The 21,461-nt window shown below is 63.8% G+C and carries 28 protein-coding genes and 1 pseudogene; 11 read left to right on the top strand and 18 right to left on the bottom strand.

The window, feature by feature from the left end; genetic code table 11:
- Positions 1-53: 53 nt before the first annotated feature.
- The 10 genes from cas6 to ALVIN_RS16120 form a co-directional block, all read right to left on the bottom strand.
- The gene (gene cas6 / locus ALVIN_RS16165; protein WP_012972408.1) at positions 54-1,124 is read right to left on the bottom strand and encodes a CRISPR system precrRNA processing endoribonuclease RAMP protein Cas6; all 1,071 of its coding nucleotides are present in this window, start codon (positions 1,122-1,124) and stop codon (positions 54-56) included.
- Positions 1,125-1,663: 539 nt separating this feature from the next.
- Positions 1,664-2,650 carry an NYN domain-containing protein gene (locus ALVIN_RS16160; protein WP_012972406.1) on the bottom strand — a complete coding sequence of 329 codons (987 nt, stop codon included), beginning with the start codon at positions 2,648-2,650 and terminating at the stop codon, positions 1,664-1,666.
- Positions 2,651-2,660: 10 nt separating this feature from the next.
- Positions 2,661-3,122, bottom strand: a complete 462-nt coding sequence (locus ALVIN_RS16155; RefSeq protein WP_012972405.1) for a GIY-YIG nuclease family protein — start codon at positions 3,120-3,122, stop codon at positions 2,661-2,663.
- The gene (locus ALVIN_RS16150) at positions 3,109-3,558 is read right to left on the bottom strand and encodes a DUF1810 domain-containing protein (protein ID WP_012972404.1); all 450 of its coding nucleotides are present in this window, start codon (positions 3,556-3,558) and stop codon (positions 3,109-3,111) included. Before ALVIN_RS16150 ends, ALVIN_RS16155 begins: the two co-directional genes overlap by 14 nt.
- Complete coding sequence (locus ALVIN_RS16145) at positions 3,555-4,412, bottom strand: RepB family plasmid replication initiator protein (protein WP_012972403.1); 858 nt, start codon at positions 4,410-4,412, stop codon at positions 3,555-3,557. Before ALVIN_RS16145 ends, ALVIN_RS16150 begins: the two co-directional genes overlap by 4 nt.
- A 343-nt stretch (positions 4,413-4,755) precedes the next feature.
- Positions 4,756-5,406 carry a hypothetical protein gene (locus ALVIN_RS16140; protein ID WP_148217650.1) on the bottom strand — a complete coding sequence of 217 codons (651 nt, stop codon included), beginning with the start codon at positions 5,404-5,406 and terminating at the stop codon, positions 4,756-4,758.
- Positions 5,387-6,073 (bottom strand): DNA processing protein DprA, encoded by a 687-nt coding sequence (locus ALVIN_RS16135; RefSeq protein WP_012972401.1) that lies wholly within the window; start codon positions 6,071-6,073, stop codon positions 5,387-5,389. The genes ALVIN_RS16140 and ALVIN_RS16135 overlap by 20 nt, the downstream gene beginning before the upstream one ends.
- Positions 6,073-6,429, bottom strand: coding sequence for a hypothetical protein (locus ALVIN_RS16130; protein ID WP_012972400.1), 357 nt, complete (start codon positions 6,427-6,429; stop codon positions 6,073-6,075). The genes ALVIN_RS16135 and ALVIN_RS16130 overlap by 1 nt, the downstream gene beginning before the upstream one ends.
- A 40-nt stretch (positions 6,430-6,469) precedes the next feature.
- Complete coding sequence (locus tag ALVIN_RS16785) at positions 6,470-6,964, bottom strand: SprT-like domain-containing protein (protein ID WP_012972399.1); 495 nt, start codon at positions 6,962-6,964, stop codon at positions 6,470-6,472.
- Positions 6,945-8,609, bottom strand: a complete 1,665-nt coding sequence (locus ALVIN_RS16120) for a methyl-accepting chemotaxis protein (RefSeq protein WP_012972398.1) — start codon at positions 8,607-8,609, stop codon at positions 6,945-6,947. Before ALVIN_RS16120 ends, ALVIN_RS16785 begins: the two co-directional genes overlap by 20 nt.
- Before the next feature lie 373 nt (positions 8,610-8,982).
- On the opposite strand from ALVIN_RS16120, the gene ALVIN_RS16115 reads away from it, so the two are divergent.
- Positions 8,983-9,456, top strand: a complete 474-nt coding sequence (locus ALVIN_RS16115; RefSeq protein WP_012972397.1) for a DUF302 domain-containing protein — start codon at positions 8,983-8,985, stop codon at positions 9,454-9,456.
- Between the two features lie 4 nt (positions 9,457-9,460).
- Here the strand turns inward: ALVIN_RS16115 and recD2 are convergent, their stop codons facing one another.
- The gene (gene recD2 / locus ALVIN_RS16110; protein WP_012972396.1) at positions 9,461-11,545 is read right to left on the bottom strand and encodes an SF1B family DNA helicase RecD2; all 2,085 of its coding nucleotides are present in this window, start codon (positions 11,543-11,545) and stop codon (positions 9,461-9,463) included.
- An 82-nt stretch (positions 11,546-11,627) separates the two neighbouring features.
- On the opposite strand from recD2, the gene ALVIN_RS16105 reads away from it, so the two are divergent.
- The gene (locus ALVIN_RS16105; RefSeq protein ID WP_012972395.1) at positions 11,628-12,152 is read left to right on the top strand and encodes a chlororespiratory reduction 6 domain-containing protein; all 525 of its coding nucleotides are present in this window, start codon (positions 11,628-11,630) and stop codon (positions 12,150-12,152) included.
- A 53-nt stretch (positions 12,153-12,205) separates the two neighbouring features.
- Here ALVIN_RS16105 and corA read toward each other — a convergent pair whose 3' ends face one another.
- Both corA and ALVIN_RS16095 read right to left on the bottom strand, forming a co-directional pair.
- Positions 12,206-13,279 (bottom strand): magnesium/cobalt transporter CorA, encoded by a 1,074-nt coding sequence (gene corA / locus ALVIN_RS16100; protein ID WP_012972394.1) that lies wholly within the window; start codon positions 13,277-13,279, stop codon positions 12,206-12,208.
- A complete protein-coding gene (locus ALVIN_RS16095; protein ID WP_012972393.1) occupies positions 13,276-13,713 on the bottom strand; it encodes a hypothetical protein in 438 nt (145 codons plus the stop codon). Before ALVIN_RS16095 ends, corA begins: the two co-directional genes overlap by 4 nt.
- A 116-nt stretch (positions 13,714-13,829) precedes the next feature.
- Here ALVIN_RS16095 and tsaA point away from each other — a divergent pair, with 116 nt between their 5' ends.
- The 3 genes from tsaA (at position 13,830) to ALVIN_RS16080 (ending at position 15,093) form a co-directional block, all read left to right on the top strand.
- Positions 13,830-14,312 carry a tRNA (N6-threonylcarbamoyladenosine(37)-N6)-methyltransferase TrmO gene (tsaA, locus tag ALVIN_RS16090; RefSeq protein WP_012972392.1) on the top strand — a complete coding sequence of 161 codons (483 nt, stop codon included), beginning with the start codon at positions 13,830-13,832 and terminating at the stop codon, positions 14,310-14,312.
- A 65-nt stretch (positions 14,313-14,377) separates the two neighbouring features.
- A complete protein-coding gene (locus tag ALVIN_RS16085; protein ID WP_012972391.1) occupies positions 14,378-14,674 on the top strand; it encodes a hypothetical protein in 297 nt (98 codons plus the stop codon).
- Positions 14,675-14,709: 35 nt separating this feature from the next.
- Positions 14,710-15,093 carry a YchJ family protein gene (locus ALVIN_RS16080; protein WP_012972390.1) on the top strand — a complete coding sequence of 128 codons (384 nt, stop codon included), beginning with the start codon at positions 14,710-14,712 and terminating at the stop codon, positions 15,091-15,093.
- 10 nt (positions 15,094-15,103) lie between these two features.
- On the opposite strand, the gene ALVIN_RS16075 is transcribed toward ALVIN_RS16080, so the two are convergent.
- Positions 15,104-15,493 carry a thiol-disulfide oxidoreductase DCC family protein gene (locus ALVIN_RS16075; RefSeq protein ID WP_012972389.1) on the bottom strand — a complete coding sequence of 130 codons (390 nt, stop codon included), beginning with the start codon at positions 15,491-15,493 and terminating at the stop codon, positions 15,104-15,106.
- Positions 15,494-15,596: 103 nt separating this feature from the next.
- A complete protein-coding gene (locus ALVIN_RS16070) occupies positions 15,597-15,995 on the bottom strand; it encodes a hypothetical protein (RefSeq protein WP_148217647.1) in 399 nt (132 codons plus the stop codon).
- 210 nt (positions 15,996-16,205) lie between these two features.
- On the opposite strand from ALVIN_RS16070, the gene ALVIN_RS16065 reads away from it, so the two are divergent.
- Positions 16,206-17,054 (top strand): DNA-binding protein, encoded by an 849-nt coding sequence (locus ALVIN_RS16065; protein WP_012972387.1) that lies wholly within the window; start codon positions 16,206-16,208, stop codon positions 17,052-17,054.
- A gap of 9 nt (positions 17,055-17,063) precedes the next feature.
- On the opposite strand, the gene ALVIN_RS16060 is transcribed toward ALVIN_RS16065, so the two are convergent.
- Positions 17,064-18,230, bottom strand: a complete 1,167-nt coding sequence (locus ALVIN_RS16060) for a tyrosine-type recombinase/integrase (RefSeq protein ID WP_012972386.1) — start codon at positions 18,228-18,230, stop codon at positions 17,064-17,066.
- On the bottom strand, positions 18,227-19,192 hold the full coding sequence (locus ALVIN_RS16055) for a DNA-binding protein (protein WP_012972385.1): 966 nt from the start codon (positions 19,190-19,192) through the stop codon (positions 18,227-18,229). The genes ALVIN_RS16060 and ALVIN_RS16055 overlap by 4 nt, the downstream gene beginning before the upstream one ends.
- Before the next feature lie 386 nt (positions 19,193-19,578).
- Between ALVIN_RS16055 and ALVIN_RS16050 the strand changes: the two genes are divergently transcribed.
- The 5 genes and pseudogenes from ALVIN_RS16050 to ALVIN_RS17720 form a co-directional block, all read left to right on the top strand.
- Complete coding sequence (locus ALVIN_RS16050) at positions 19,579-19,815, top strand: type II toxin-antitoxin system Phd/YefM family antitoxin (protein ID WP_012972384.1); 237 nt, start codon at positions 19,579-19,581, stop codon at positions 19,813-19,815.
- Positions 19,812-20,198: a type II toxin-antitoxin system VapC family toxin gene (locus tag ALVIN_RS16045; protein WP_012972383.1), complete on the top strand. Its 387-nt coding sequence runs from the start codon at positions 19,812-19,814 to the stop codon at positions 20,196-20,198. The genes ALVIN_RS16050 and ALVIN_RS16045 overlap by 4 nt, the downstream gene beginning before the upstream one ends.
- 61 nt (positions 20,199-20,259) lie before the next feature.
- Positions 20,260-20,547 (top strand): hypothetical protein, encoded by a 288-nt coding sequence (locus ALVIN_RS16040; protein ID WP_148217645.1) that lies wholly within the window; start codon positions 20,260-20,262, stop codon positions 20,545-20,547.
- A gap of 29 nt (positions 20,548-20,576) precedes the next feature.
- Positions 20,577-20,843: a hypothetical protein gene (locus ALVIN_RS17725; RefSeq protein WP_012972381.1), complete on the top strand. Its 267-nt coding sequence runs from the start codon at positions 20,577-20,579 to the stop codon at positions 20,841-20,843.
- 6 nt (positions 20,844-20,849) lie between these two features.
- Positions 20,850-21,146, top strand: a pseudogene (locus ALVIN_RS17720) (HigA family addiction module antitoxin); the annotation flags it as partial.
- Positions 21,147-21,168: 22 nt separating this feature from the next.
- Here the strand turns inward: ALVIN_RS17720 and ALVIN_RS16030 are convergent.
- The gene (locus tag ALVIN_RS16030; protein ID WP_043796467.1) at positions 21,169-21,366 is read right to left on the bottom strand and encodes a hypothetical protein; all 198 of its coding nucleotides are present in this window, start codon (positions 21,364-21,366) and stop codon (positions 21,169-21,171) included.
- Positions 21,367-21,461: the final 95 nt, after the last annotated feature.

Raw genomic sequence — 21,461 nt, 5'->3', positions numbered from 1 at the left:
ACGATGGAAGCACTGGGCGATGTCTGGTAAGCATGATCGCCGAAGCGGGCCGATCAGGCCGCCGTCACAAGCTTGTCGTCGGCGACGGCGATCCGGTATTCCCCCAACCCAAAGGCCGTGCCCTGCCCGACATGCGTCCACTGCCCGAACCAGAGTGCCGGCCACAGCGCGGCGAGCGCCGGGCCGGTGAGGCTGACTTCACCGATCAGGCCGCCAAGCTGCATCAGTGCATCCTGACGCGAGGAATAGCGCGTCCAGTCGTGCCAGCGCAGCCAGTCGACCTCCAACTGAAGGGCGTCGGGATCGGTCGGCAACCGGCGATGATCGAAGGTATCGGGATCACCGCCATGCGCGGCGGCCAGGGTGCGCAGTCGGCGATAGAGGGCGTGGGCGATGTCGAGCGCCGTCAATTCGCGCGCACCGATCCGCCGACCCTCGCGCTTGAGCCGCCAGGGGGTGAGCAGATGCAGCTGGGCGCGCGCCGGGACCGGCGGCACCACGGGCGCGGCAGTCTCCAGCGGCTCATAGCGGCCGAGCGTGGCGTCATAGACCGTCTGCCAGTCCTCAGAGCCCAGCGTCAATTCGCGTTCGACGGCGGTCAGGGTGAAGCGTCCGCCCGAGCGCCCGAATCCGCGCTGGCCGGCCAGTCCGAAGGCGTGGATCAGATAGGGCATCTGCTGGATGGCCGTGCCCAGCAACTGGAGATCAAGACTGAAGACGGCGTCCGGTTCCAGCGCACGCGGGGCGCGCGGATCGATGGCGAGGATGAAGGGATGCGGTGCTCCGCCCGGTGTTCCCTGGGCGTCCGGGGTCTCGAACAGGGTCGAGTAGACGCAGTGGTGGATGAGCAGACAGCCGGTGCAGGTCGGCTGACGGGTGACACAGGCGGTGCGGCGCAGTCCGTGGCCGAGCAGTCCCCGCCAGGCCGAGCCGCTGTACTCGGGCAACCGGATCGGCTCCTGAGCCATGAAATGAACGCGGAAGCGGGCCAGTGGCGGAACTGACTCGCCCATCCGTGCCTCGGTCAACGGCTCCGGGTCGGAGTGTTCCGACCTGTCCGCCCTCCCGAGATTCGCTGTCATGGCCTGCAACGGCTCGGCCTCGACCGGCGCTCTCCAACCCATGCTCTCACTCTCCTCAAAGCTTCGATCCAATGAACGCTGTGCGCCGTGGCCTCCATGCCTCCCTAGCTTCGGACGAGCCACCGGCGCGGAGCGCATCGTCTCAGCTTCGGCGGATCATCGTCGGGGCTGCAAGCTTGTGGCCGTTTCCGTCGCGCTCCGGTGGGGACATGAGCCCCATTGTTTTCATGACGTTTAAATGGTTCGAGAGTATCGCCGCCATGGAGCGCGTGGCAAATGATCCACGTCAAGTTGTATGGCAATGTGCATTACCGCAACCACTCAGCCCGTTCCAAGCCCACCAAGCGCCGCGCCTCACCAACCGCCTCTCGCCGATACCTCCAGCCGGCTCCAAGATTTAACACTAATCGACTGAAACCGAAACGCCAATCCGAACCCGTGAGTTACTTTAAGTCAAATTGACTTGCTTTGACTTAAAATGACTTAATCTCAGTCATTTTAAACTAACTTAAGTCAAGTCGCAGTTACTTAAGTCACTGTGACTCATCGCCGCATATCCTCATAATATCAGTCATTTAGGACTACATACCCCTCCCCGCTCCTGCTTCCCGCAAGCCGTCGATCGCCTTCAGGAATCGGGTTCGAGCCGCCTTGTCGGTCAGTCCCAGCTTGTAGAGCACCTGCCCGACCTCGTTGGCCGAATACCCGCTGCCCGGCTGTAGCTTGCACTGCGCGCGCACCTGAGCGAGTAGTTTCGTGTGCGATGGAGTCGGCTGAACGGCTGGAGTTGCCGCTGTGGGCTTGGCCGTCGGTACGCTCGTCGAGGGTGTGAGCGTGGGAGCCGAGACCGTCGGCCTCATGCTTTCAGTCGGCGTCTCGGGGGCGACTGTTGCCGCCTTGCCCGTGGCCTGGTTGCGCTGGACGGCCGGCAGCAGCAACGTCGGTAGAGAGGTCTGAGCCGGCACCGCATCGTTCTCGGCATAGGCAACCCAAACCCGACAGCCCCGCGCCCGCACCGCCTCAGCCGCTCCGATCAGCCACTCGTCGCGCGAGACGACCACCACCAGATCCGGTCCCTGACGATGCCGCTCCATGTTCGCTCCCAGCTCCAGGATCACGGCCAGATCCGCCGCCTCGGGCTTTCGGGGTACGCGCAGCGCCAGAATCCGATCCTCGGCCAATCCCTCCTTGGCCAGCGCCGCCTGCCAGCGTGGCACGGTGTGACCATGATCGTTGCCGGCCAGCACCACGCGCGAGACGTCCAGACCCAAATCCTGCCGAACGCTCGCCAGAAGATCGCGCGCGATGGCGGGGTATTGGTTGTCGCCGTCGATGTAGAGGGCAACGGATCGGGGCGGCTGAAGCGGGGTGATGGGCAGGACGGGCGGGGCGAGCGCATCGGGTCGCTCGGTGAGTTCGTCCGCCGGCACTGACTCGTCGGCCACGACAGGCGCGGATGATGCGCGCTCATCCGTGGGCGATCCCTCGTCTTCGATGCTGGGTGAAGGTTCAGGTTCAGGCTCGGTCTCGACGTCGAGCACTTCGACGGGTAACAGCGCACTCTCCATCAATGTCTCCTCATGCCTCAAATTCCTCGAACCGACCCCGCGCCATCCGCCACACCAGCGGCACGCCCAACAGCGCACTGAGCGCCGCCGTCTCCGGTGTCTGCTCCAGCCGGAGCAGATGCGCCGGACAGTCGCAGTCGCTCGACCCGAAGCGCGCCAGTGGCCAGGAGGCGCCCGGCAATGTGCCGAGCAAGCGTGCCCAGACATGCTCGCGCCGCGCCAGTCCGCGTGCGACCCAGCATCCCGGAACACGACAGTGCGGGCGCAGATAATCCAGATGCCAATGCGGACGTGCGGCCTCGCGCCCATGATGACGACAGCGCGCCGCCAGTCCGCCCGGCCCCAGCGCACTGCCGACATAGAGCAGCTCCCCGCCGGCCAGCGTCAGGATGCCGAGCCGACCGATGCGCACCGGCCCCGAGTGCTCGGGGATCAGCCGCACCAGATAGGTGCCCCGATCATCGCTCATCATGCCTGGATCCAGCCGACAGGCGTTCCAGCGTCAACCGATCAGGCTGCCCTCCACAATACCGTTCCAGCAACCGATGGAACGCCGACCCCGGCGGCGAGACCTGGGCAAAGAGCGTGGCACTGGAGCACAGCTTCAGGTCGTCCGGCGATCCCAGAATCTCCCGTGCCGATCGCTCCTTGATGGCCAATAGCGCCTCGGCACAGTCGCGCAACCGCGCCCCAAGGATTGGATGGTTCAGATAGGCCCGCGCCTCGTCCAGGTCGCGGATGGCATAGCGGCACGCCATTGCGCTCGATCCGAGTCCGGCGATCTGCGGGAAGACGAACCACATCCAGTGCGAGCGTTTGCGGCCGGCACGCAGTTCGGCCAGCGCCTGGGCGTAGATGTCGCGCTGGGCCTCGACGAAGCGGTTCAGGTCATGGGCGGCGTCGTTCATCCAGCATTCTCCTGCTCCAGCTTGCGACGACAGCGCTCCCAGGCTTCCTCCCAGCTTTCTCCAGGCTGGGCGTGCCGTTCGACATAGGCGCGCGTGAGCTTGGGCTTGGCGGGTTTTGAGTTGGCCGGGGAGGCAGGCCGGCTTTCAGTCTCGGGCTTCTGCTCGGCCTTGGGGCCGAAGGTGAAGGTCAGGGCATGAACCACGCGACCACGTTTGTGCTGTTCCCATTTCACCCAGAGGTCGCTGTGGGTGTTGATCTGGTCGATGGCAATCTGGAGGACGTACCGCTTGAAATCACGAATGCTGGCGTATTTCTGACCCAGAAGAAACCGCTCGCGCAGCCAATCCAACTCGACTCGACGGGTGCCGGCATCGCGCCACTGGATCAAAAGCTCATAGAGCCGCACGGCATAGACCGAAGACATCGGCACGATGTTGGCAAGATGGTACTGACAGAACCGAGCCTTCAGTTGGCTGATGAAGGGCATGATGGGTTGCGCGAAGAACAGTTCGATTGCGCCTGTGCCCGGCTTGTAGTTGACGGCGGCGACCCAGCGCGTGACCAGTCGATCTGACTTGGGTTGGCGGGGGTCGGGCTCGTGGATCGTCACTGATCGGGTGTAGAGCCGCTCGGCGGCCTCTTCCAGGATCTGGTAAGCACGTGACTCACCGACCTGAAAGACCGTCATCACCTCGGCGGCGGTGATTGTGTGAGGAATCCTGGAATCCAGTTCAACGCGACTATCCAGCCTGGAGATGACCAGGAGAAGCAGGCGCTGCTCGGCCAAAGTGAGGTGATAAGTAGCCTCCACAAGGGAGTTCGCCTTCGTCACTGTGAGTTGGCGGCTAGACATTTGTGGAATCTCTTTGGAGGAATTCACATTATACCCAGGATTCCTCCGCTTTTGCTCCAGGATTCCTCCCACAAAGTCCAGGATTCCTCCGCTTTTGTTCCAGGATTCCTCCCCACAAAACCCAGGATTCCTCCGCTTCAGCTCCAGGATTCCTCCCTAAATATGCTTGTATGCATTTGATTTTTAAGTGATTTAGTTGCTCTAAAACTCTTAAAAGTTGAAATATATAAAAATGCGCCCCCTCGCTATACAAGCCCGGCACCTCTCGACCAGACGAGAAAAAGCAGAAAGACCGGATCACCGACAGCGATCAGGACGACGGAACATCCGTTCCACTGTCCGCTCAAGGCTCGCGGCGAAGCTGGCCTTGGCGGTAACGAATCAGGCCCGTGGTCGGAAACAGGATGGTCTCGATCTCGCCCTGACTGATCGTGCGGACCAAAGCGAAACAGCGGATGGGTACATCAGGAAAGGCAGCAACCAGATGGGGCGTAACGCCGATGAACGAGGAACCGCGCGTTACGATGTCATCAACGATCGCGATCGCTCGCGGTCGATCGACACCGTCAACCTCAACACACGTCGTCCGGCAGTGATCCTGTGGTTCAGGGCGCTCACCCTGAGCTGCTGTAGCTGCCTTGCGGATAGCGACGACACGATGCAGGCAGGGCAACACTTCGGCTCCAGCGCCATGCCGGTACAGCGCCTCGCAGATGACCAGAGCAGGCCACAGCGCCCCCGAACGCAACAGGCCGCTGCGCGGCATTGGTACGAGGGCGACGTCCGGCCCCAGACACTTTGCAAGGCAGCCTTGCTCCTGAAGGTTTTCGGCTACCCGACGTGCGGCGTGTTCGATCACGCGCGTCTGACCGATGAAGCCGTCCGTCTTGATCGCGGTTCGCACATCGCGAGACCGGCGCGACAGCTCATCCTGACCGCGAACGGAGTATTGCAGCAACGAACAGAAGGGGAGTTCAGAAGGGAACGGCGGCATCGAGTACCGGAGTCAGCCGAGACGGCAGAGCTTCCAGGAAATCGGGCAGCGTCGCATCGCTCAGGATCTGAGCGCCATGATCGAGCATCTTCGACGGCCAGCGAAGCGCCGGATCATCGGCCAGAGCGCGTGTGATGTAGAGCAGCCGCCCCAGACGAAGCGCCTCCCAACCCTGGGACAGTGAGCCGCTGGTTTCACCGGCCTCAATGATCACCGTGGCATCCGAGATCAGGGCCATCGTGCGGTTGCGCTGCGGGAAGTGGAAGCGCTGGGTCTTGGTGCCAGGCGTAAACTGTGAGATCAGCAGATGCTCGGTGGCAATGCGTGCCTGGAGCAATTCGTTCTCGCGCGGATAGGAACGATCCAGCGGTGTGCCGATCACGCCGACGGTCCGACCACCCGCCGCGATGGTGGCGGTGTGAGCCGCCGTGTCGATCCCAAGCGCAAGCCCCGAGACCACGACGATCCCCTCACCGGCCAGACGACGCGCAAGCTTGCGGGCACGGGCCAAACCTTCGGGCGACGCCTGCCGCGAGCCGACGATCGACACCCGTGCGCCCGTCTCCAGGATGGCGGGATCGCCCGCAACATAGAACCGTTCGGGCGCGTACTGGCGTTCGATCGGGTTGAGCGGGCCGAGCAGTTGGGGCGGGGTCAGGGTCTTCATCACAGGCTAGCGTATTCCAGGATCTCCTGCCCCATCAAAACACAGGAGTCCTCGAAGCGATAGTAGATCAGGCGCATCCGGTACTGGCCTTTCAGGATCATGCCTCGCACCTCCAGCACCTGGAACGACTGTTTCGGATTGGCTGGGTTGCGCAAGGGCGCTTTCTCGACGACCTCGGGGTCGATGAAGATTCGGTCATCACCGCCGACGTGGAAGTCGAGCAGACGTTGGGCCTGTTCGCGGGCCTCTTGAGCGCAGACGGGTGAGTCGGTCTGGGCGAGTGCGCTCGCCATCCCGCCAAGCATCAGGATCGAGAGGGCCAGCGGCCAACGGACAGACTGAATCATCCTGGACATGCTCAAACGCTCGCGCTGTGGTTTGCAGATGGAACCGAGTCTATCCCGTCGTCTTCACCCGCTCCAGGCGCAACGTCCCGCGCGTCTCGGGCCGTCCGCGCACATGGCGGTGCGGCAGCGAGTCGAGAAAGGCGCGCGACGGGCGTCGGTGATAGTGGCAGATCACCTGCTCCTGCCCATCGACGATGGCCACCAGCACATAGCGCGCCGGCAGGGGTTCGGCCTCGGGTGAGGCCGCGCGCGTGCTCGCAATGTGCGTGCAGCCGACCCGCTCGGCCCAGACCCGCCAGCGGGGTCCATGCCCGGCACGGGGACCGGCGAGCGCATGAGCGATCTCATGGCGGATGGTGTTGAGTATGAGCGCGGAATCCGGCTCGCGCGCGGTCAGCAGCGCCGAGAGCTCGATCCGGCACCGATCGTAACGGCACAGCCCATGCGCCCGGCGGCGACGGTTCCAGCCGAAGGACCAGTCGGCCAGCTGGGGGAAGCGGCGCAGTTCACGCTGGGCCAAGGCTTCAGCAACGCTGAGATCCATCGTTCTCCAACCGGAAGTGTCCGAGCTGGGATTGCAGCCGCCTCGCCTGATCGGCGATCTCGACGGCGACTGCGGCGGTTTGACCGGCCCCGTCGGCCGTCGTGCGTACCCCATCGGAGATCTGTTGCAGCGTGCGGTTGACCTCGGTGGTGGTCGCCGTCTGTTGCTCGGCAGCGGCGGCAATGTGCTCGACCTGGGCGCTGACGGTGTCGATCTGCTCCAGGATGGTGTCCAAGGCGCTGATCGAGGCTTGGGCCTCAGCGGTTCCGGCATCGACCTCGCCGACACTGGCATGCATCGCGTCGATGAGTCCCCGGATGTCGTGCTGCACGGCGGCGATGCGTTCGGCGATCTCCTGCGTGGCACGGGTGGTTCGCACCGCGAGCGCGCGCACTTCATCGGCGACCACGGCAAAGCCGCGTCCCTGCTCACCAGCCCGCGCCGCCTCGATGGCGGCATTGAGGGCCAGCAGATTGGTTTGCCGGGCGATGGTCTCGATGGTGCCGACGATCTGCCCGATCTCCTGCGAGCGTTGCCCGAGTTCGCCCATGGCGCCGGCCATGCCCTTGACCCGCTCACCCATTTGCCCAAGCGCGGCCATGGATTCGCGCACCACGCCCGCCCCAGTGTTGGCCGAACGGTTGGCGTGGCGCGTGCCCTCGGCGGCCTCGATGCAGTTGCGCGCGATCTCGGCGGCGGTCTGGTTCAGCGCTTCACTGGCGGCCTGGACCTGTTCGACCTGTTGGGCCACGCGCACGGCCCAGGCGGCGATGGTGTGGGCCGTGCTCGACAGCTGGGTCGAGTCTCGACCGAACTGCCCGCTCGCCTGCTGGATCTCGCCGATGAGGGCGCGCAACTGATGCGCCATGCGGTTGATGGTCCCGGCCAGTCGTCCGAGTTCATCCTTCGTGGTCTGGGGGATGCGGACGTCAAGCTCGCCCTCGGCAATGCGGTCGACCTCACGCGCCAGAACCGCGACCTCACGCCGCAGGGCGCGCACCAGAATCCACGACAGCCCGAGCATACCGACGAACATCAGCCCGGCCATCAGCAGGCAGTCCCACAGGGTTTGTCGCAACTGCCTTGCGATGTCGGCGAGCGCGATATCGGCGCCGATCACATACTCACCCCCGGCCGGCGAGCGTGCTGGGATGAAGATCGAACGGAAAGTACCCCATTCGTCGGTGTATTGATCGTACTGGATCCGGTCCTCAGTGAAAGCGGCCAACAAACCCGCACTGGGATCAGGATAAAGATCGTGGAGGGTGTTGAAGTCACCCTCGGCGGCCTCTTCGGCGGTGTAGCTCGACAGTGTGAACCCGAGACCGCCGTCATGCCGTGCCACGGTGTAGAGATATTCGATCCCGGCCTGAGCCGCCAGCGTCGACAGGGCATCGAGCCAGGCCCGATAGGTGTCTGGCGGAATCTCGGACTGGCGGGTCAGCCGATCATGGGTCTCATCGGCGATCAGACGCACGGCCTGAGCGCCGGCCTGCAAGGTCCGGTCGATCCCATCCATGATCGCCTGTTTCTGGCGGCTGTAGGTGTAGAGCGTGAAACTCAGGGTGGTGGCCAGATTCATGACCAGCATCGCCAGCAGCAGCTTGGTCGAGAGGCCGGGACGTTTTCCAGACAGGAAACTCATGCAGCACTCCAGTCAGCGGCCGCTGTGGCGAAGAATTCCATAGGCGTTTCCAGGGTGGTTGGGGTCGGAAATCATGGATGATAGCCCGAAGCCGACCCAACCCCGCGCACTGTCCGTCAGGAGATCCGTCATGCCCATCGATCAGGATGCCCTCGAACGCGCCCGCAAGCCGGTGGCTACCATGGCGGCTGGATCACCGCAGAGATCATCGGGCCGTTCAAGGGTTGGCGTCGCTTCGATGTGCTGAAGTCAGGGCTGTGTCGATGAGATGACCGACACGCCGGAGTCCATAGAGCGAATTTTGGGTCATGTGAAACATAATATTAAAATATGCTAATATAATGATTATATTACTTGAAGGGAGGATCCTCCCATGTGTACTGGCATCGACTGGCGCTTACTGACCTTGGTTCTGGCGTTCGGGCTGGCCGGCTGCAACATGAGCGCGACTGTGCTCAAGGAGAAACCCAGTCCATATGCCTTTGACGCCACCGTGACCGCCATCACCGAGAAGGCGCAGGCTCAGGGCTGGGAGGTGGCGAAGGTGTTCGACTTTCAAACCGCCCTGGTGGCTCACCAACGCCCCGATCCAGGACGCATCAAGGTGCTGAAACTCTGTTCGCCTGAATATGCCTCGCGGATGTTTTCACGTGATGAAACCAAACTCGTCGCGGTGATGGCCCCTTGCTCGATCGCGGTCTATGAGAAAGCCGATGGCCGGACCTATGTCTCAACGATGAATATGGCCCTCATGTGGCGGCTGATGGGTGATGACATTGGGCCGATCCTGGCGGATATCGCTGAAGAGGATGCGCGGATTCTCGATTTGACCTCCAGAGCACCCTGACACCCTATCGGGCGTCATGTTGAAGCCGTTCCCGGAGCTTGGTCAGCCGCCCGGCCCCGGTCTGCTTGACCGCCATCGCCAGCGCGCGCGGCTGGGCGATGAGCACTACCAGCCGCCGGCCGCGTGTGACCGCTGTGTAGAGCAGATTGCGCTGCAACAGCGTGTAGTGCTGCGTGGCCAGCGGAATGACCACCGCCGGATACTCCGACCCCTGGGACTTGTGGATGCTGGTGGCATAGGCCAAGGCCAGCGCATCGAGTTCGCCGGTCTCATAAACCACCGTCCTGCCCTCGAAGTCGATGACCACCTCGCCCTCTTCCAGGTCGATGGAGACCACACGCCCGATGTCGCCGTTGAACACCTCCTTGTCGTAGTCGTTGACCAGCTGAATCACCTTGTCGCCCGGCGCATAGGTCCAGCCGAAGCGCTCCAGGCGCGGCTGGGTCGTCGGATTGAGCGCCGCTTGCAGTGCGCCGTTGAGGGCGCGCGCCCCGAGTCCGCCCCGGTTCATCGGGGTCAGCACCTGGATGTCGGCGACCGGATCGAGACCGAAGCGCTCGGGGTCGGGATCTTCCGGGAACTGGCCGGCATTGATCCGGTGGGCATTGACCACGATGCGCGAGGCTTCGGCCTGACGGAAGATATCGGTCAGACGCGCCGTGACCACAGCCCCGGACGCGATCAGATCGGCGAGCACCGCACCCGGACCGACCGATGGCAACTGATCGACATCGCCGACCAGCAGCACCCCGGCGTGATCGGGCACGGCGCGCAGCAACTGGTTCATCAGGCTCACATCGACCATCGACACCTCATCGACCACCAGCAGATCTAGGTCGAGCGGGTTGTCGGCCGTGTGCTTGAAGCCGAAGGTCTCGGGATCGAATTCCAGCAGCCGGTGAATCGTGCGCGCCTCACGCCCGGTCGATTCGCTCAACCGCTTGGCCGCGCGTCCGGTCGGGGCACAGAGACGCACCCGCGTGTGCTTGGCCTGAAGCAGGAGCAGGAGGCTGTTGACCACCGTGGTCTTGCCGACGCCGGGGCCGCCGGTGAGGATCGCGACCTTGGCCGCGAGCACACGGGCGATGGCCGCGCGCTGGGAATCCGAGAGCTGCAATCCGGTGCGTTCTTCGACCCAGGGCCACGCTCGGTCGGTCTGGATCCGGCCCCAGGGCGGATCGCCGGGCTGGAGTCGGGCCACATGCCGGGCCACACCCAGTTCGGCGCGCTGGAGCGGTGTGAGAAACAGCGCCGCACGCGCGGTGATCGACTCGGCGATCAGACGCTCCGCATCCAATTCGGCGTCGATGGCCTGCTCGATCAGCGGTGCCGGGATCTCCAGCAGCGCCGTGGCCTGCTCGATCAGCGTCTCACGCCACGCGGCGCAGTGACCATTGCCGGCGATCTCCTGGAGCGCATGGCGCACCCCGGCCTGAGCGCGCATCAGCGAATCGCGCGGGATGCCGAGCCGTTCGGCCAGACTGTCGGCGGTCTTGAAACCGATGCCGTGGATGTCGAGGGCGAGCCGGTAGGGATTCTCGCGCACCCGCTCGACCGAGTCCTCGCCATAGGTCTTGTAGATGCGCACCGCCCGCGCCGTGCCGATCCCATGCGATTGCAGGAACACCATGATCGCGCGGATCACCTTTTGCTCGGCCCACGCCCGCGTGACCCGCTCCTGACGCTTCGGCCCGATGCCGGGCAGCGTGCGCAACCGCTCGGGCTGCTGCTCGATGACCTCGAATACCGCCTCGCCGAAGGCCCGCACCAGAGTCTTGGCGAAATGCGGCCCGATCCCCTTGACCATCCCCGACCCGAGATACTTCTCGATCCCCTCCAGCGTGCTGGGCGGGACGATCCGCAACTGCTGGGCCTTGAACTGCAAGCCGTACTGGCGATCGGTGATCCACTGGCCTTCGGCCTCCAGATACTCACCGGCCGTGACACTGGCCGCCGAGCCGACCACGGTCATCAGCTCGCGCTCGCCGCGCACCTTCACCCGCAGCACGCAAAAGCCGCTCTCGGCGCTGTGGAAGGTCACGCGCTCGACGGCGCCGGTCAGGCGCTCGGGCGCGAGGGTGGCGGGCATCATCATTCTCGGGTGTCGCTGGAAACCAGCGTCAATGGTAGCCTGAAGTGTGCTGTGATCCGATGCCCCGGAGTCCTGAACCATGCCCGCCAAACATCACCTCGCCCGACTCTCCCCCGCCCGCGATGATGTGCTGGTCATCGTCATCAGTCGCGAGTCCGTCATCGCCGGCGACATCGCCCCCATGCTCGAACAGCTGACGCCGCTCTCGGCCAGTCGCGAAGCCGCCTTGCAGTGGGAAGGTACACTCACCTTCATCTTCGAGGGCTGGGACGACGACCCGCGCGAACTCTCCGAGATCCCCGAGTTGCGAACCTATTTCCGCGCACTCACCGACGCCTGGCCCTACTGGTGGCACTATATCGAGAAGGTCGGCGAGACCTTTTCGATGGTGCTCTGCCTGCTGTGTCGCGGCACGGCCGTGCCCGGACAGGCCGGGATGGTCGGGTGGCGGTTTGCCGATCTGGGCGAGGTCCAGCGCGAGACGCTCTATCTGTTCAACGGCATGAACGGACTCTATGAGCGGCTCGGACTGCCGGAGTCCAACAACGAGCGGGTGTCGCAGGAGATCGCCGAGCTGCTGGGCTGTACGCTTCAGGCTGGATAAGCGTAACAGGCGATCGGGAATGATCCGGATTGCTCATGGGCGCTGGGCCGTGTTCACAGCCATTCTTTACGTTTGAAGAGATAGAGCATCCCAACCGCGATGGCGATCATCACCCCCCAGACCATGGGATACCCATAGTCCCAGCGCAGCTCGGGCATGGCCCAGGCACCATGGGTGTTATTGCCGAAGTTCATACCATAGACGCCCGCTACGAAGGTCAGGGGAATGAACAGCGTGGCGATGATGGTGAGCAACCGCATGGATTCATTCAGGCGGTGGCTGACACTCGACAGATAGACGTCCAGCAGGCTGGCGATCATCTCGCGATCGCTTTCCACCAGATCCAGGATCTGCGCTGTATGGTCATGGCTGTCGCGTAGAAAGAGCCGTGTTTCCGGAGTGATGCAGGCGCAGTCGCCACGCAACAGTTGGCTCAAGACCTCCCGCTGTGGCCACGCCAGACGTCGTAGCCACAGGAGTTCACGGCGGAGCCGATGCATGCCGGCCAGCGTCTGTTGGGTCGGTTGCGCCAAGATTTCATCCTCAAGCGCGTCGAGTCGTTCGCCGTAGTGTTCGAGGACAGGAAAGCCGTGGTCGACGACGAGGTCGAGCAGCCGATAGAGCAGATAATCGCTGCCGCGCCGGCGTAGGCGACCGTGATGGCGGCGCAACCGCTCACGGACTGGCTCGAAGAGGTCTTGCGCCTGGCCGTAGACGCTGACCAGCACCCCCGGAGCGAGGAAAAAGCTCACCTGATCGAGTTGGAGCGCTCCCGAGGCGTCCAGTGAGGGACAGTGCATGACCACGAACAGCTGTTCATCGTAGTCCTCCAGCTTCGCCTGCTGGCCGGTGTTGAGCACGTCCTCAAGAGCCAGATCGTGCAGGTTGAGCCGCTGTCCGAGTTGTTGCAGGACGTCCGGCGGGACATTGCCCTGAACATTGATCCAGCTCGTTGCCTCGACGTCGAGCCAGGGAACCGCATCGATCGGGTCGCTGAGTGTTCTTTCGGCGTAGTGCGTATCCGTGTAAGTGATGAGGCGGATGCTCAGCGGTACCGCCGAATCGGAAGCCACCAGCGTACCCGGTGCCGTTCCGGGCGGATGATAGCGTTTCGTAAAGGTGCTCATAAGGCGCGTGGGATCGCGCGCACGTTCCACAGCAGCCCGAGTGCGGCGGTGCCGAGACCAAGCGCGTATTCAGGACGTGCGCCCATCAGGACGGCCACCAGTCCGAGCACGATCGGGATCTCGCACAGGGCCAGCGCGATGAGATAGGTACCGAGTCCAACCGAACGGGGCGCGGGCGTCGCATTGTCCAACGGATCGTAGCGCTTCTCCAGCGGCTTGGCGCTCGGCACCAACCGGCGTGTGACGATGAGAATCAGCGGAATGGCCACCAGGCCAGCGATCAGCACAGGGACATGGATCTGCGGCAGGTCGTCGATGGCGATCAGCTCGGGCAGGAACCAGGCCAGCGCCGTCATGATGACGACGGATCCGATCTGGGCCAGCCAATAGACGCCGCGCAGACGGTCAGCATGGAGAGGCGTGTTGGATGTCATCGCAAAACCTCGGTGTGTGCTCAAAAGCCCATCGGGTGGATGCCGTATGCACGTATTCTAGAGCCAGGTCGACGCCTCCGGCGTCTATTTTGATGGAGCCGATCCGGGAGGCCGGCATGAGCCGATTCGAGCCGATGCGACGCTGGGTGAAGCGCCTTGTTCTCGGGCTGATGATGGTGCCGCTGGTGTGGCCGTTGCGGCTGATGGGCGAGCCGACCGAGAGCGACAGACCGCCCTATCAAGTCACACCCATCGGCCGGGTGCGCGTGATCGATGGACGGCCGCATCTGGACATCGATCCCCGATATCAGCCGGCCCTGCTGGGCCTGGAATCCGGCGCCCGGATCTGGGTGCTCTACTGGCTCGATCGCAACGATGCCCCGGAGCCGCGTTCGCGATTGCAGGTCCATCCGCGCGGTAATCCGGCCAATCCGCTCCAGGGCGTCTTCGCCACTCGCGCCCCGCTACGCCCCAACCCGATCGGCCTCAGTCAGTGCCGCATCCTCGCCATCGAAGGCGCCTCCATCACGGTCGACAGACTCGACGCCTGGAACGAGACTCCGATTCTGGACATCAAGCCAGTGCTCGCCGACGAATGAGACTTGCCTCTGCTCGGTGTAGATTGCAGACTTCGAACGATGCGAACACGATCGGGGACGAACACATGGATCATGCAACCTCTCAGAAACCCGCCAATCCTTACACCAACCCTATATGGCGCCAGTGGATACTGGGCGGACACCACAGCGGAGCACGCCTTCTGCAGGATCTGGCGCTCAATCTCTACAATGCGCGCGCATGGCCCAAGGTCGACATGGCTGACATCGCTCGACTCTCCAGCGATCACTGGGAGTGTGCGCAAGCCATGCTGCTCGACTATCGGCAACATGGCGAGAACAACCGACAGTTCATCGCCCTGTGCGAGAAGGTGGCTGAAGCCCGAGAACAAGAACTGAAGTGAAGTTGGTCGCCTCACAAGAACCCATCGACTGAACCATGCCCGATTCATCGTGTCCCTGCGGCTCCGGTCGCCCCTTCGAGGACTGCTGTGGTCCCCATCTGTCCGGCCAGACCATCCCGCCGACGGCCGAAGCCCTGATGCGCTCGCGTTACAGCGCTTTCGCCGTCGGGCAGGCCGACTATCTGCTCGCCACCTGGCATCCGGCGACCCGCCCGGCCAAGCTGCCCCTAGAGCCGGGACTGCGCTGGCTCGGCCTCAAGATCCTGAGCACCGAGGCCGGGCGCGCGACCGATCATGAAGGTTGGGTGACGTTCGTCGCGCGCTCCAAATTCCAGGGCCGTGCTCAGCGTCTCCAGGAGCGCAGTCGCTTCGTGCGCGAGCACGGGCGCTGGTTCTATGTCGAGGGCGAGTTGAGTTGATACGCCCAGATCAGCCGACGCTGCACGCTCCCTCCCGGCACCGCTGCCGCAAGCGCCGCCGCGCAAACCAGACGTAACCCTGTTCCAGCCACCCGGCCAGGTGTAACAGGCGCACCATCCGGCCCAGGTGACGCCAACCCGGCAACGCCGACCAGAGCAACAGAAAAGCGTGCGCGCCCGTCTGGACGTCCTCGCCATCCAACACATGGAACCGCGCCATGACTTGCTCGCGCGTGAGACCCAGCGGGAGCGGCTGATCACGGTCGGCGTCGATATCGATCCAATGAATCGCGCGCCGGGGAGAGAGGCGTTGATAGTGGGCGATCTCGCGTCGGCAGAGTGGACAACCGCCGTCGTAGAGCACCCTGAGTGGTGCTGGTGTTGAGGTCTCTGTTGGCATAGCGCTTCACGAGTAACTGGGCGTGAAGCGTTAGATGGGGGCAAATCCGCCCCCTGCACCGGACGCGATTCAATCCGCTTTGATCGGCGGTGAGTTGAGCGGGTCAGCGCGGACAGCGCACCAGATCGTGCTTCCCGCCTGATGCGAATGACAGCGTCACGCGATCGGGCGCGTTCAGCTCGAAGACCGCCCGATCCGTCCAGGTCTCCCCTTCCCCGCTACAGGCTGCATCGAAGATGAGCGTGGCTCCCACCGTCTGACCATGGCTGAGTTCGCACGAGGATTCATAGAAGCCGATCTGCTGCTCCGCGACCTTCCCGAACACCATATCGTCCGTCGACTCATCCCACGACCAACGTCCAACTGCAACCCGTGCTTGGTTGTCCTCGTCCGCACACCCGTCTTTCTGCTCGGCGAATCGCCACCAGCCCTCGAGTCCGCTCAGTTTCAACAGTGCCTCTCCCGCGACGTCTGCTGTGCCGATGGTCGGTGCCAGCGCCATGAGTAGCGCCAAACCGGCCGCGCGGCCGGCTGATCCGGGAGGCCGTCGTTCGTATCGATCGCGCATGGTGGGGATCTCCGAAGTGGGTGAGCTTCGATTATCGCAACGAAATGGAGGCCCGCGACTCAATTCGCACTGGACTTTGATAACATTTCATAACATAGTTATGTTGCTACGTTATTCATGTTATTGAAACCAGTGGAGGTCGCCATGGCCCGTCCCGGCATCACCCGTGAGCAAGTCTTCGAAGCCGCTGAAGCTCTGGCGGCTGAGGGCATCAATCCCACGGTCATCGCAGTACGCGCGCATCTGGGCAGCGGCAGCCCGAACAACATCACCCGCCATCTGAGCGACTGGCGGGCACAGCGGGAGACGGCGACGGTCGAGTCGGTGCCGGCTCCCCCAGAAGGCTTCGAGCAGGCGATACGGCAGGTGTGGGCACACGCCTGGAAAGCGGCTCAGGCGCAGCTGGTCGGCGAGCGGGAAGCGCTCAACGAGGCGCGCCGTGCCATCGAGCAGGAACGCGCCTCGATGCTCGCCGAAATCGAGCGGCTGGATGCCGCACTGGAAGCGGCTCAGGAGCGCGCGATGGCTGAAGCGCAAGCGCTCGAAACCGAGCGGCGCGCTCATGCGCAGACGCGCGAAGCATTACGCGAGGCGACGGTTCTGGCTGAGGAACGCGCGCGTCAGATCGAGCGGATGGATGTCGAGCGCCGGGAGAATCAGGTGCAGCTGACAGCACTCAGCGGGCGTATCGGCACGCTGGAAGCTGAGAATCAGCGGGCCAATGCCGATTTGGAACTGGCACGGCAGCGGCTTTCCGAATGGCGCGCACAGGCGAGCCAATCCCCCGGAACCAACGGCGCGCTGGCCAAAGAACTGGACAGCGCCCGCAACCATGCACGCGAAGCCAGACAGATCGCGGATTTGGCCGGAAAGAAGGTGGCGCAGTTGGAGAGAGATATTGAAGTCGAGCGGCGCGCGCGCGAAGAAGCCGAACGGAAGCTGGAGGTTCAGGAGCGTGAGTTGGCGGAATTGCGCAGTCGAGCATCCGACTGACGCGACGAATCAGCATCCGTCGGTCGGGTTGGTCGGTGATGAGTGCTGCGCCGCCCACCACTGAGCCATCCCACCCTCCAGTGCCGAGAGCTGCCGCAGATAGCGCTTGATCATGCGCACGTCCTTCCAGCCGCCGGCTTGCAGGATCGCCGCCGTCTCCACACCCAACGCCGCCATGTCCTGAGCCGCGCCCACGCGCAAGGAGTGCCCCGACCAAGCGGCGGCCTGGGCGCGCCGGAGCGCCGAGCGCTCGGACTCGGGTACCTCGGGCGGGATCGCCAGTTCACCACGCGACTCAGCCAGCCGCCCCACGGCGTCCTTGAGGATATCGTTGACGGCCGACACCCCGAGCCGTTGTCCGTGGGATCGACCCTGCAACCGCGCCTGACCGTTGCGTTGCATCCGCGTAAACAGCGGCCCCTCCTCCAGTCCCGACCGCTCCAGCCAGCCGCGCACCAGGGCGGTGGCGGGCGGACTCAGATAGCGCACGTCCACGCACGCCTCCAGGTCGGTCTTGGTCGGACGTAGCGCCACGGTCGCCACCCCGTCATCGAACCAGGTGAGGTCGGCGACATCAAGGGCCACGAGTTCGGCCCGGCGCGCGAGTGTGTTGTGCCCCACGGCCAGCAGCGCCCGATCCCGCCAACCGGCGAGCGTGTCGGGCAGGAGCGGCAGAATGGCCGTGATCTGGCTCCAGCGCAGCGGCGCGGCCTGTCCGGCTCCACCGCTCCCGCGCGCCTGCGCCTTGACGGTGTTCGTCACCAGCGGATGCTTGGTTGGGTCAGGAAGCTCCAGCAGACGATGCAGGGTGGCGAGCGTGCTCAGATAGCGCCGCAGCGTCGTCAGGCGCCGTGGGCGGCCGTCAACTGTGCCTGCACCGGTGGTCTGATCGCGGACGAAATGAGCCAGCAGTTCGGGTGAGACTGGCAGGGTGACGCGCGCGTGACGCTCAGGGACGTACCGCGTCGCCGGTCCCAGACACCAGTCGCGGAACACGCCCCAGTCAGCGGCCCAAGCGTGGCAGGTATTGGGCGCGGCGGCGGCTAGGGCGCTCGCGATCAAAGGCGATGGAGCCTGCATCCAGCCGTCGGCAAACAGCGGCTCAACCAGACTCGACGGCAGACGCGCGCCCACGGGGAACCGGGTGCTGTCGGTCAGCGCGTGCGGAGTGCTCATCGCTCCGGCTCCCGATCCGGGTTGATCGGCGGCGGTGCGCTCCGGCGGCGGATCTCTTCGAGCAGCGCCGTGCGTTCCTGATTCCAGCGCCGCTCGCGCTCACGGGCTTCGGACAACGCCTGCCGCTGGTCGTCGATCTGAAGCAGCCAATGCGCGGATTCGGCCTCATGCGTGGCCTGCGTGCGCTCCAGGAGATCGGTCAGGGTCGTGATCCGGGTCTCGCGCTCGGCCAGTGCCGCGCGTCCGGTTTCCAGATTCGACCGACTCTGAGCCAGCGCCTCGGCGAGTCGGGCGCGTTCGCGCTCGCTGTCCTCCCGCGCCTGCTCCAGCCGGGCGACGCTCTGCTCGGCGGTACGCGCCTGAACCTGCCACTGATCGCACTCGCGCTCACTGCGCTCCAGGGCTTCACTCAGACGCTGCTCGCTGTGCTCCAGCGCGCGGACCCGCGCGGCCAGTTCCGCGCCGCTCTGCTCCAGCTGCTCGGTGCGCGCTTCGGCATCGGCCAGGCGCTGCGCCAGATCCGCGCGCTCGGTCTCCAGGGCACGGGTGTGCTGGTGAGCGACGAACAGTTCGCCCTGGGCCTGCTCGAGCGCCTGGGTACGCTCATCACGCTCGCGCTCCAGGGCATCGCGCTCCTGCGTGCGCTCGGCCAGCTGCTGATCGCGGCCCTCCAGCTGGCTAAGGAGCGCCGCGCGTTCCCCATCCCACTGCGTCTTGGCCGTCTGACAAGCCACGTCCCAGAACGCGATCACGGCCATTTGCAGGGATTCCGGCAAGCCTGGCAGTTGAAAGCGTTTCGCCGCCTCGGCGATCCAGTCATTCAATCCAGCCTGGACCGCGTTTTGGCCACCTTTGCCGCCGAGCTTCGCGCGCACGGCCACGACGGTCGGACGCTCGCCGGCGGCGGCCAGTTGGCAGGCGGCTTCAAACGCGGCTGTTCGGGTATCGCCGTGGGCACCCATGCTGGACCTCGCTGCTGGATGGGCTGGAAGGCCATTCTAGCATCGATCTTGGGATGAGTATATTTTTCGCGTAAACCGTTTTATGTAAATTTTAAGACGGTTTTAGGGTGCTGAGATCACTCACGATAATGGCAATTATCGTGAGTGATCGCAGGCGAGGGACCGATCCGCTGGGGAGGTCGGCGGCGACGCAACGGCCGTGGAACAGCATCGGTGCGGGGCGGCGGAACGGGTTGGACGGCTGGCCGGGAAATAGCAGTTAAGCGCCTCGGGAGGCGGATCCAGACAGGATGGGCGCAGGCGCGTGGAACATCGTGGAACGCTGGAAAGACGGATGGACCGTGCTAGACTTAGTCCATTAACTCAACCTATGTGCGAGCATCACAGTGACCCTGACCGTCAATGTTCATGAAGCCAAGACCCATTTTTCCCGCTTGCTGGAACAGGCCCATGCCGGACAGGAGATCATCCTCGCCAAGGCCGGCAAGCCCTATGCCCGGCTCATGCCGCTCTCCCCGCGCGAGACAAGCCGCCAACCCGGACGTCTGAACGCACGCCTGAGCGATGCCTTCTTCGACCCGCTCCCGGAGGATGAATTGACCGCGTGGGAGGACGGCCAGTGAGGCTGCTACTCGACACCCATGCCTTTCTGTGGTGGGTCACTGACGATCCGCGTCTCTCTGATCGGGCGCGGGAGGCCATATCCGATGACGGCAACCCGGTGTTTGTGAGCGCGGCCAGCGCTTGGGAGATGGCCACCAAGCATCGCCTGGGTAAGCTCGGGGAGGCTGAGGGGGCGATCGAACGCTTTGCCGAGCTCGTCGCGGCCGATGGATTCACGCATCTGGCGATCAACTATTTCCATGCACTCAAGGCCGGACGCTATGCGGTAGAACACCGCGATCCCTTCGACCGGATGCTGGCGGCGCAAAGCGAGTTGGAAGGACTCGTTCTGGTGACACGCGATCCGGCATTCGAGACCTTTGCGACCAAAACTCTATGGTGATACTGGCAAGGGTGTGCGGTCTTGTACTCCACGGCTAAAGCCGCGGGCTTCTCGCGCCAAGTTGGCGAGCTTGGTCCTTTGTCTTTTCAAAATGTCGGTAAAAATTGATCCCGATACTGAAGAATACTGGGACGCGAAGATCGAGGCGCTTGAAGCTGCGCAGAAGGAACGCGAGGCCATCATGCAGTTCGACGGCGGACTCGGCGAAGAGGCGGCCTACCGTGCAGCGGATCGGCTCTACTGGCCGCGCATCCGCTTTTGTGAATGCCGGATCCGTCGGCTCTGGGCGATCGGCCGCGGACGGACGCCAGAGGACTGCGAGGCGATCAAGCCCGATCCGTATCTGTAGCACCACTACCACACCGATAGAGACACCCCGTGATCGCCGAGATCGATAGCCTTGTCCTGGAGCACCTGCGCCATATCCACGCCCGCGTTGACCAGATCGCTGAGGATGCGGTGCCTATAGCCACACACGCATACAAGGTCTTTCTCACCGCCATTGCTCAATGCTGCAACGCGCCGACGGCTATTCCACTCAACACCAAAGGAGGAGGAGGACGCGAGACGGGCGGCCTGACGGCGCTGCGTGCCGTGCGCTGTCCCTCCCCGTCCTTCAGGACGGGGTTTCTCGCGCAAGACTGATGATGCCCCCCGCACCCCGGTGAACTGCTGCGCGAAGATGTCTTGGCCGAGCTGGGTTTACCCATCAAGGACGCAGCCGAACGACTCGGGATCTCGCGCATGACGCTCTCGCGCGTCCTGCACGGGCAGGCTGCCATCAGCCCAAGCCTCGCGCTGAGACTGGAGCGGGCCGGTGTCGGTACGGCGCGCGCCTGGCTGGCCATGCAGGCCAATTACGATCTCGCACACGACCTCCAGCAAGAACAGCCTCCGGTCCGGGCCTTGAACTATGGGCACAAGCACAAGCGCGCTCCCATAGCCTGATGCCCCGAAGTTTTTTCCAAAATTAGCGTTCGATAATCACAAGCTCCTTATCATCGCGGTGCTTGATAGCCAGACGCGGCGAATTTTCGCCATCGATAAAAACCAGTCCAATGATCCACTGGGCATCGGTTCCCCAAAAACGTACAAATTCAGTGTTTGTATTCAAAAGCAGAGAATATTTTTCGTCGGCCTTTTCACCATGTAACACTTCGATTTTCATGTCACGTCACCCATGCTTTTGGAGTTTGGATGCGTCCGGTTCGGACGATAAGCCCACGCTCGATGACACCCTCACTTAGCTCCAATGCGAGGTCT

Source organism: Allochromatium vinosum DSM 180 (genome assembly GCF_000025485.1).
Lineage (GTDB): Bacteria > Pseudomonadota > Gammaproteobacteria > Chromatiales > Chromatiaceae > Thermochromatium > Thermochromatium vinosum.
Note: the sequence above shows the minus strand (reverse complement) of the source record. Positions and strands in the feature narration are given on the sequence as shown.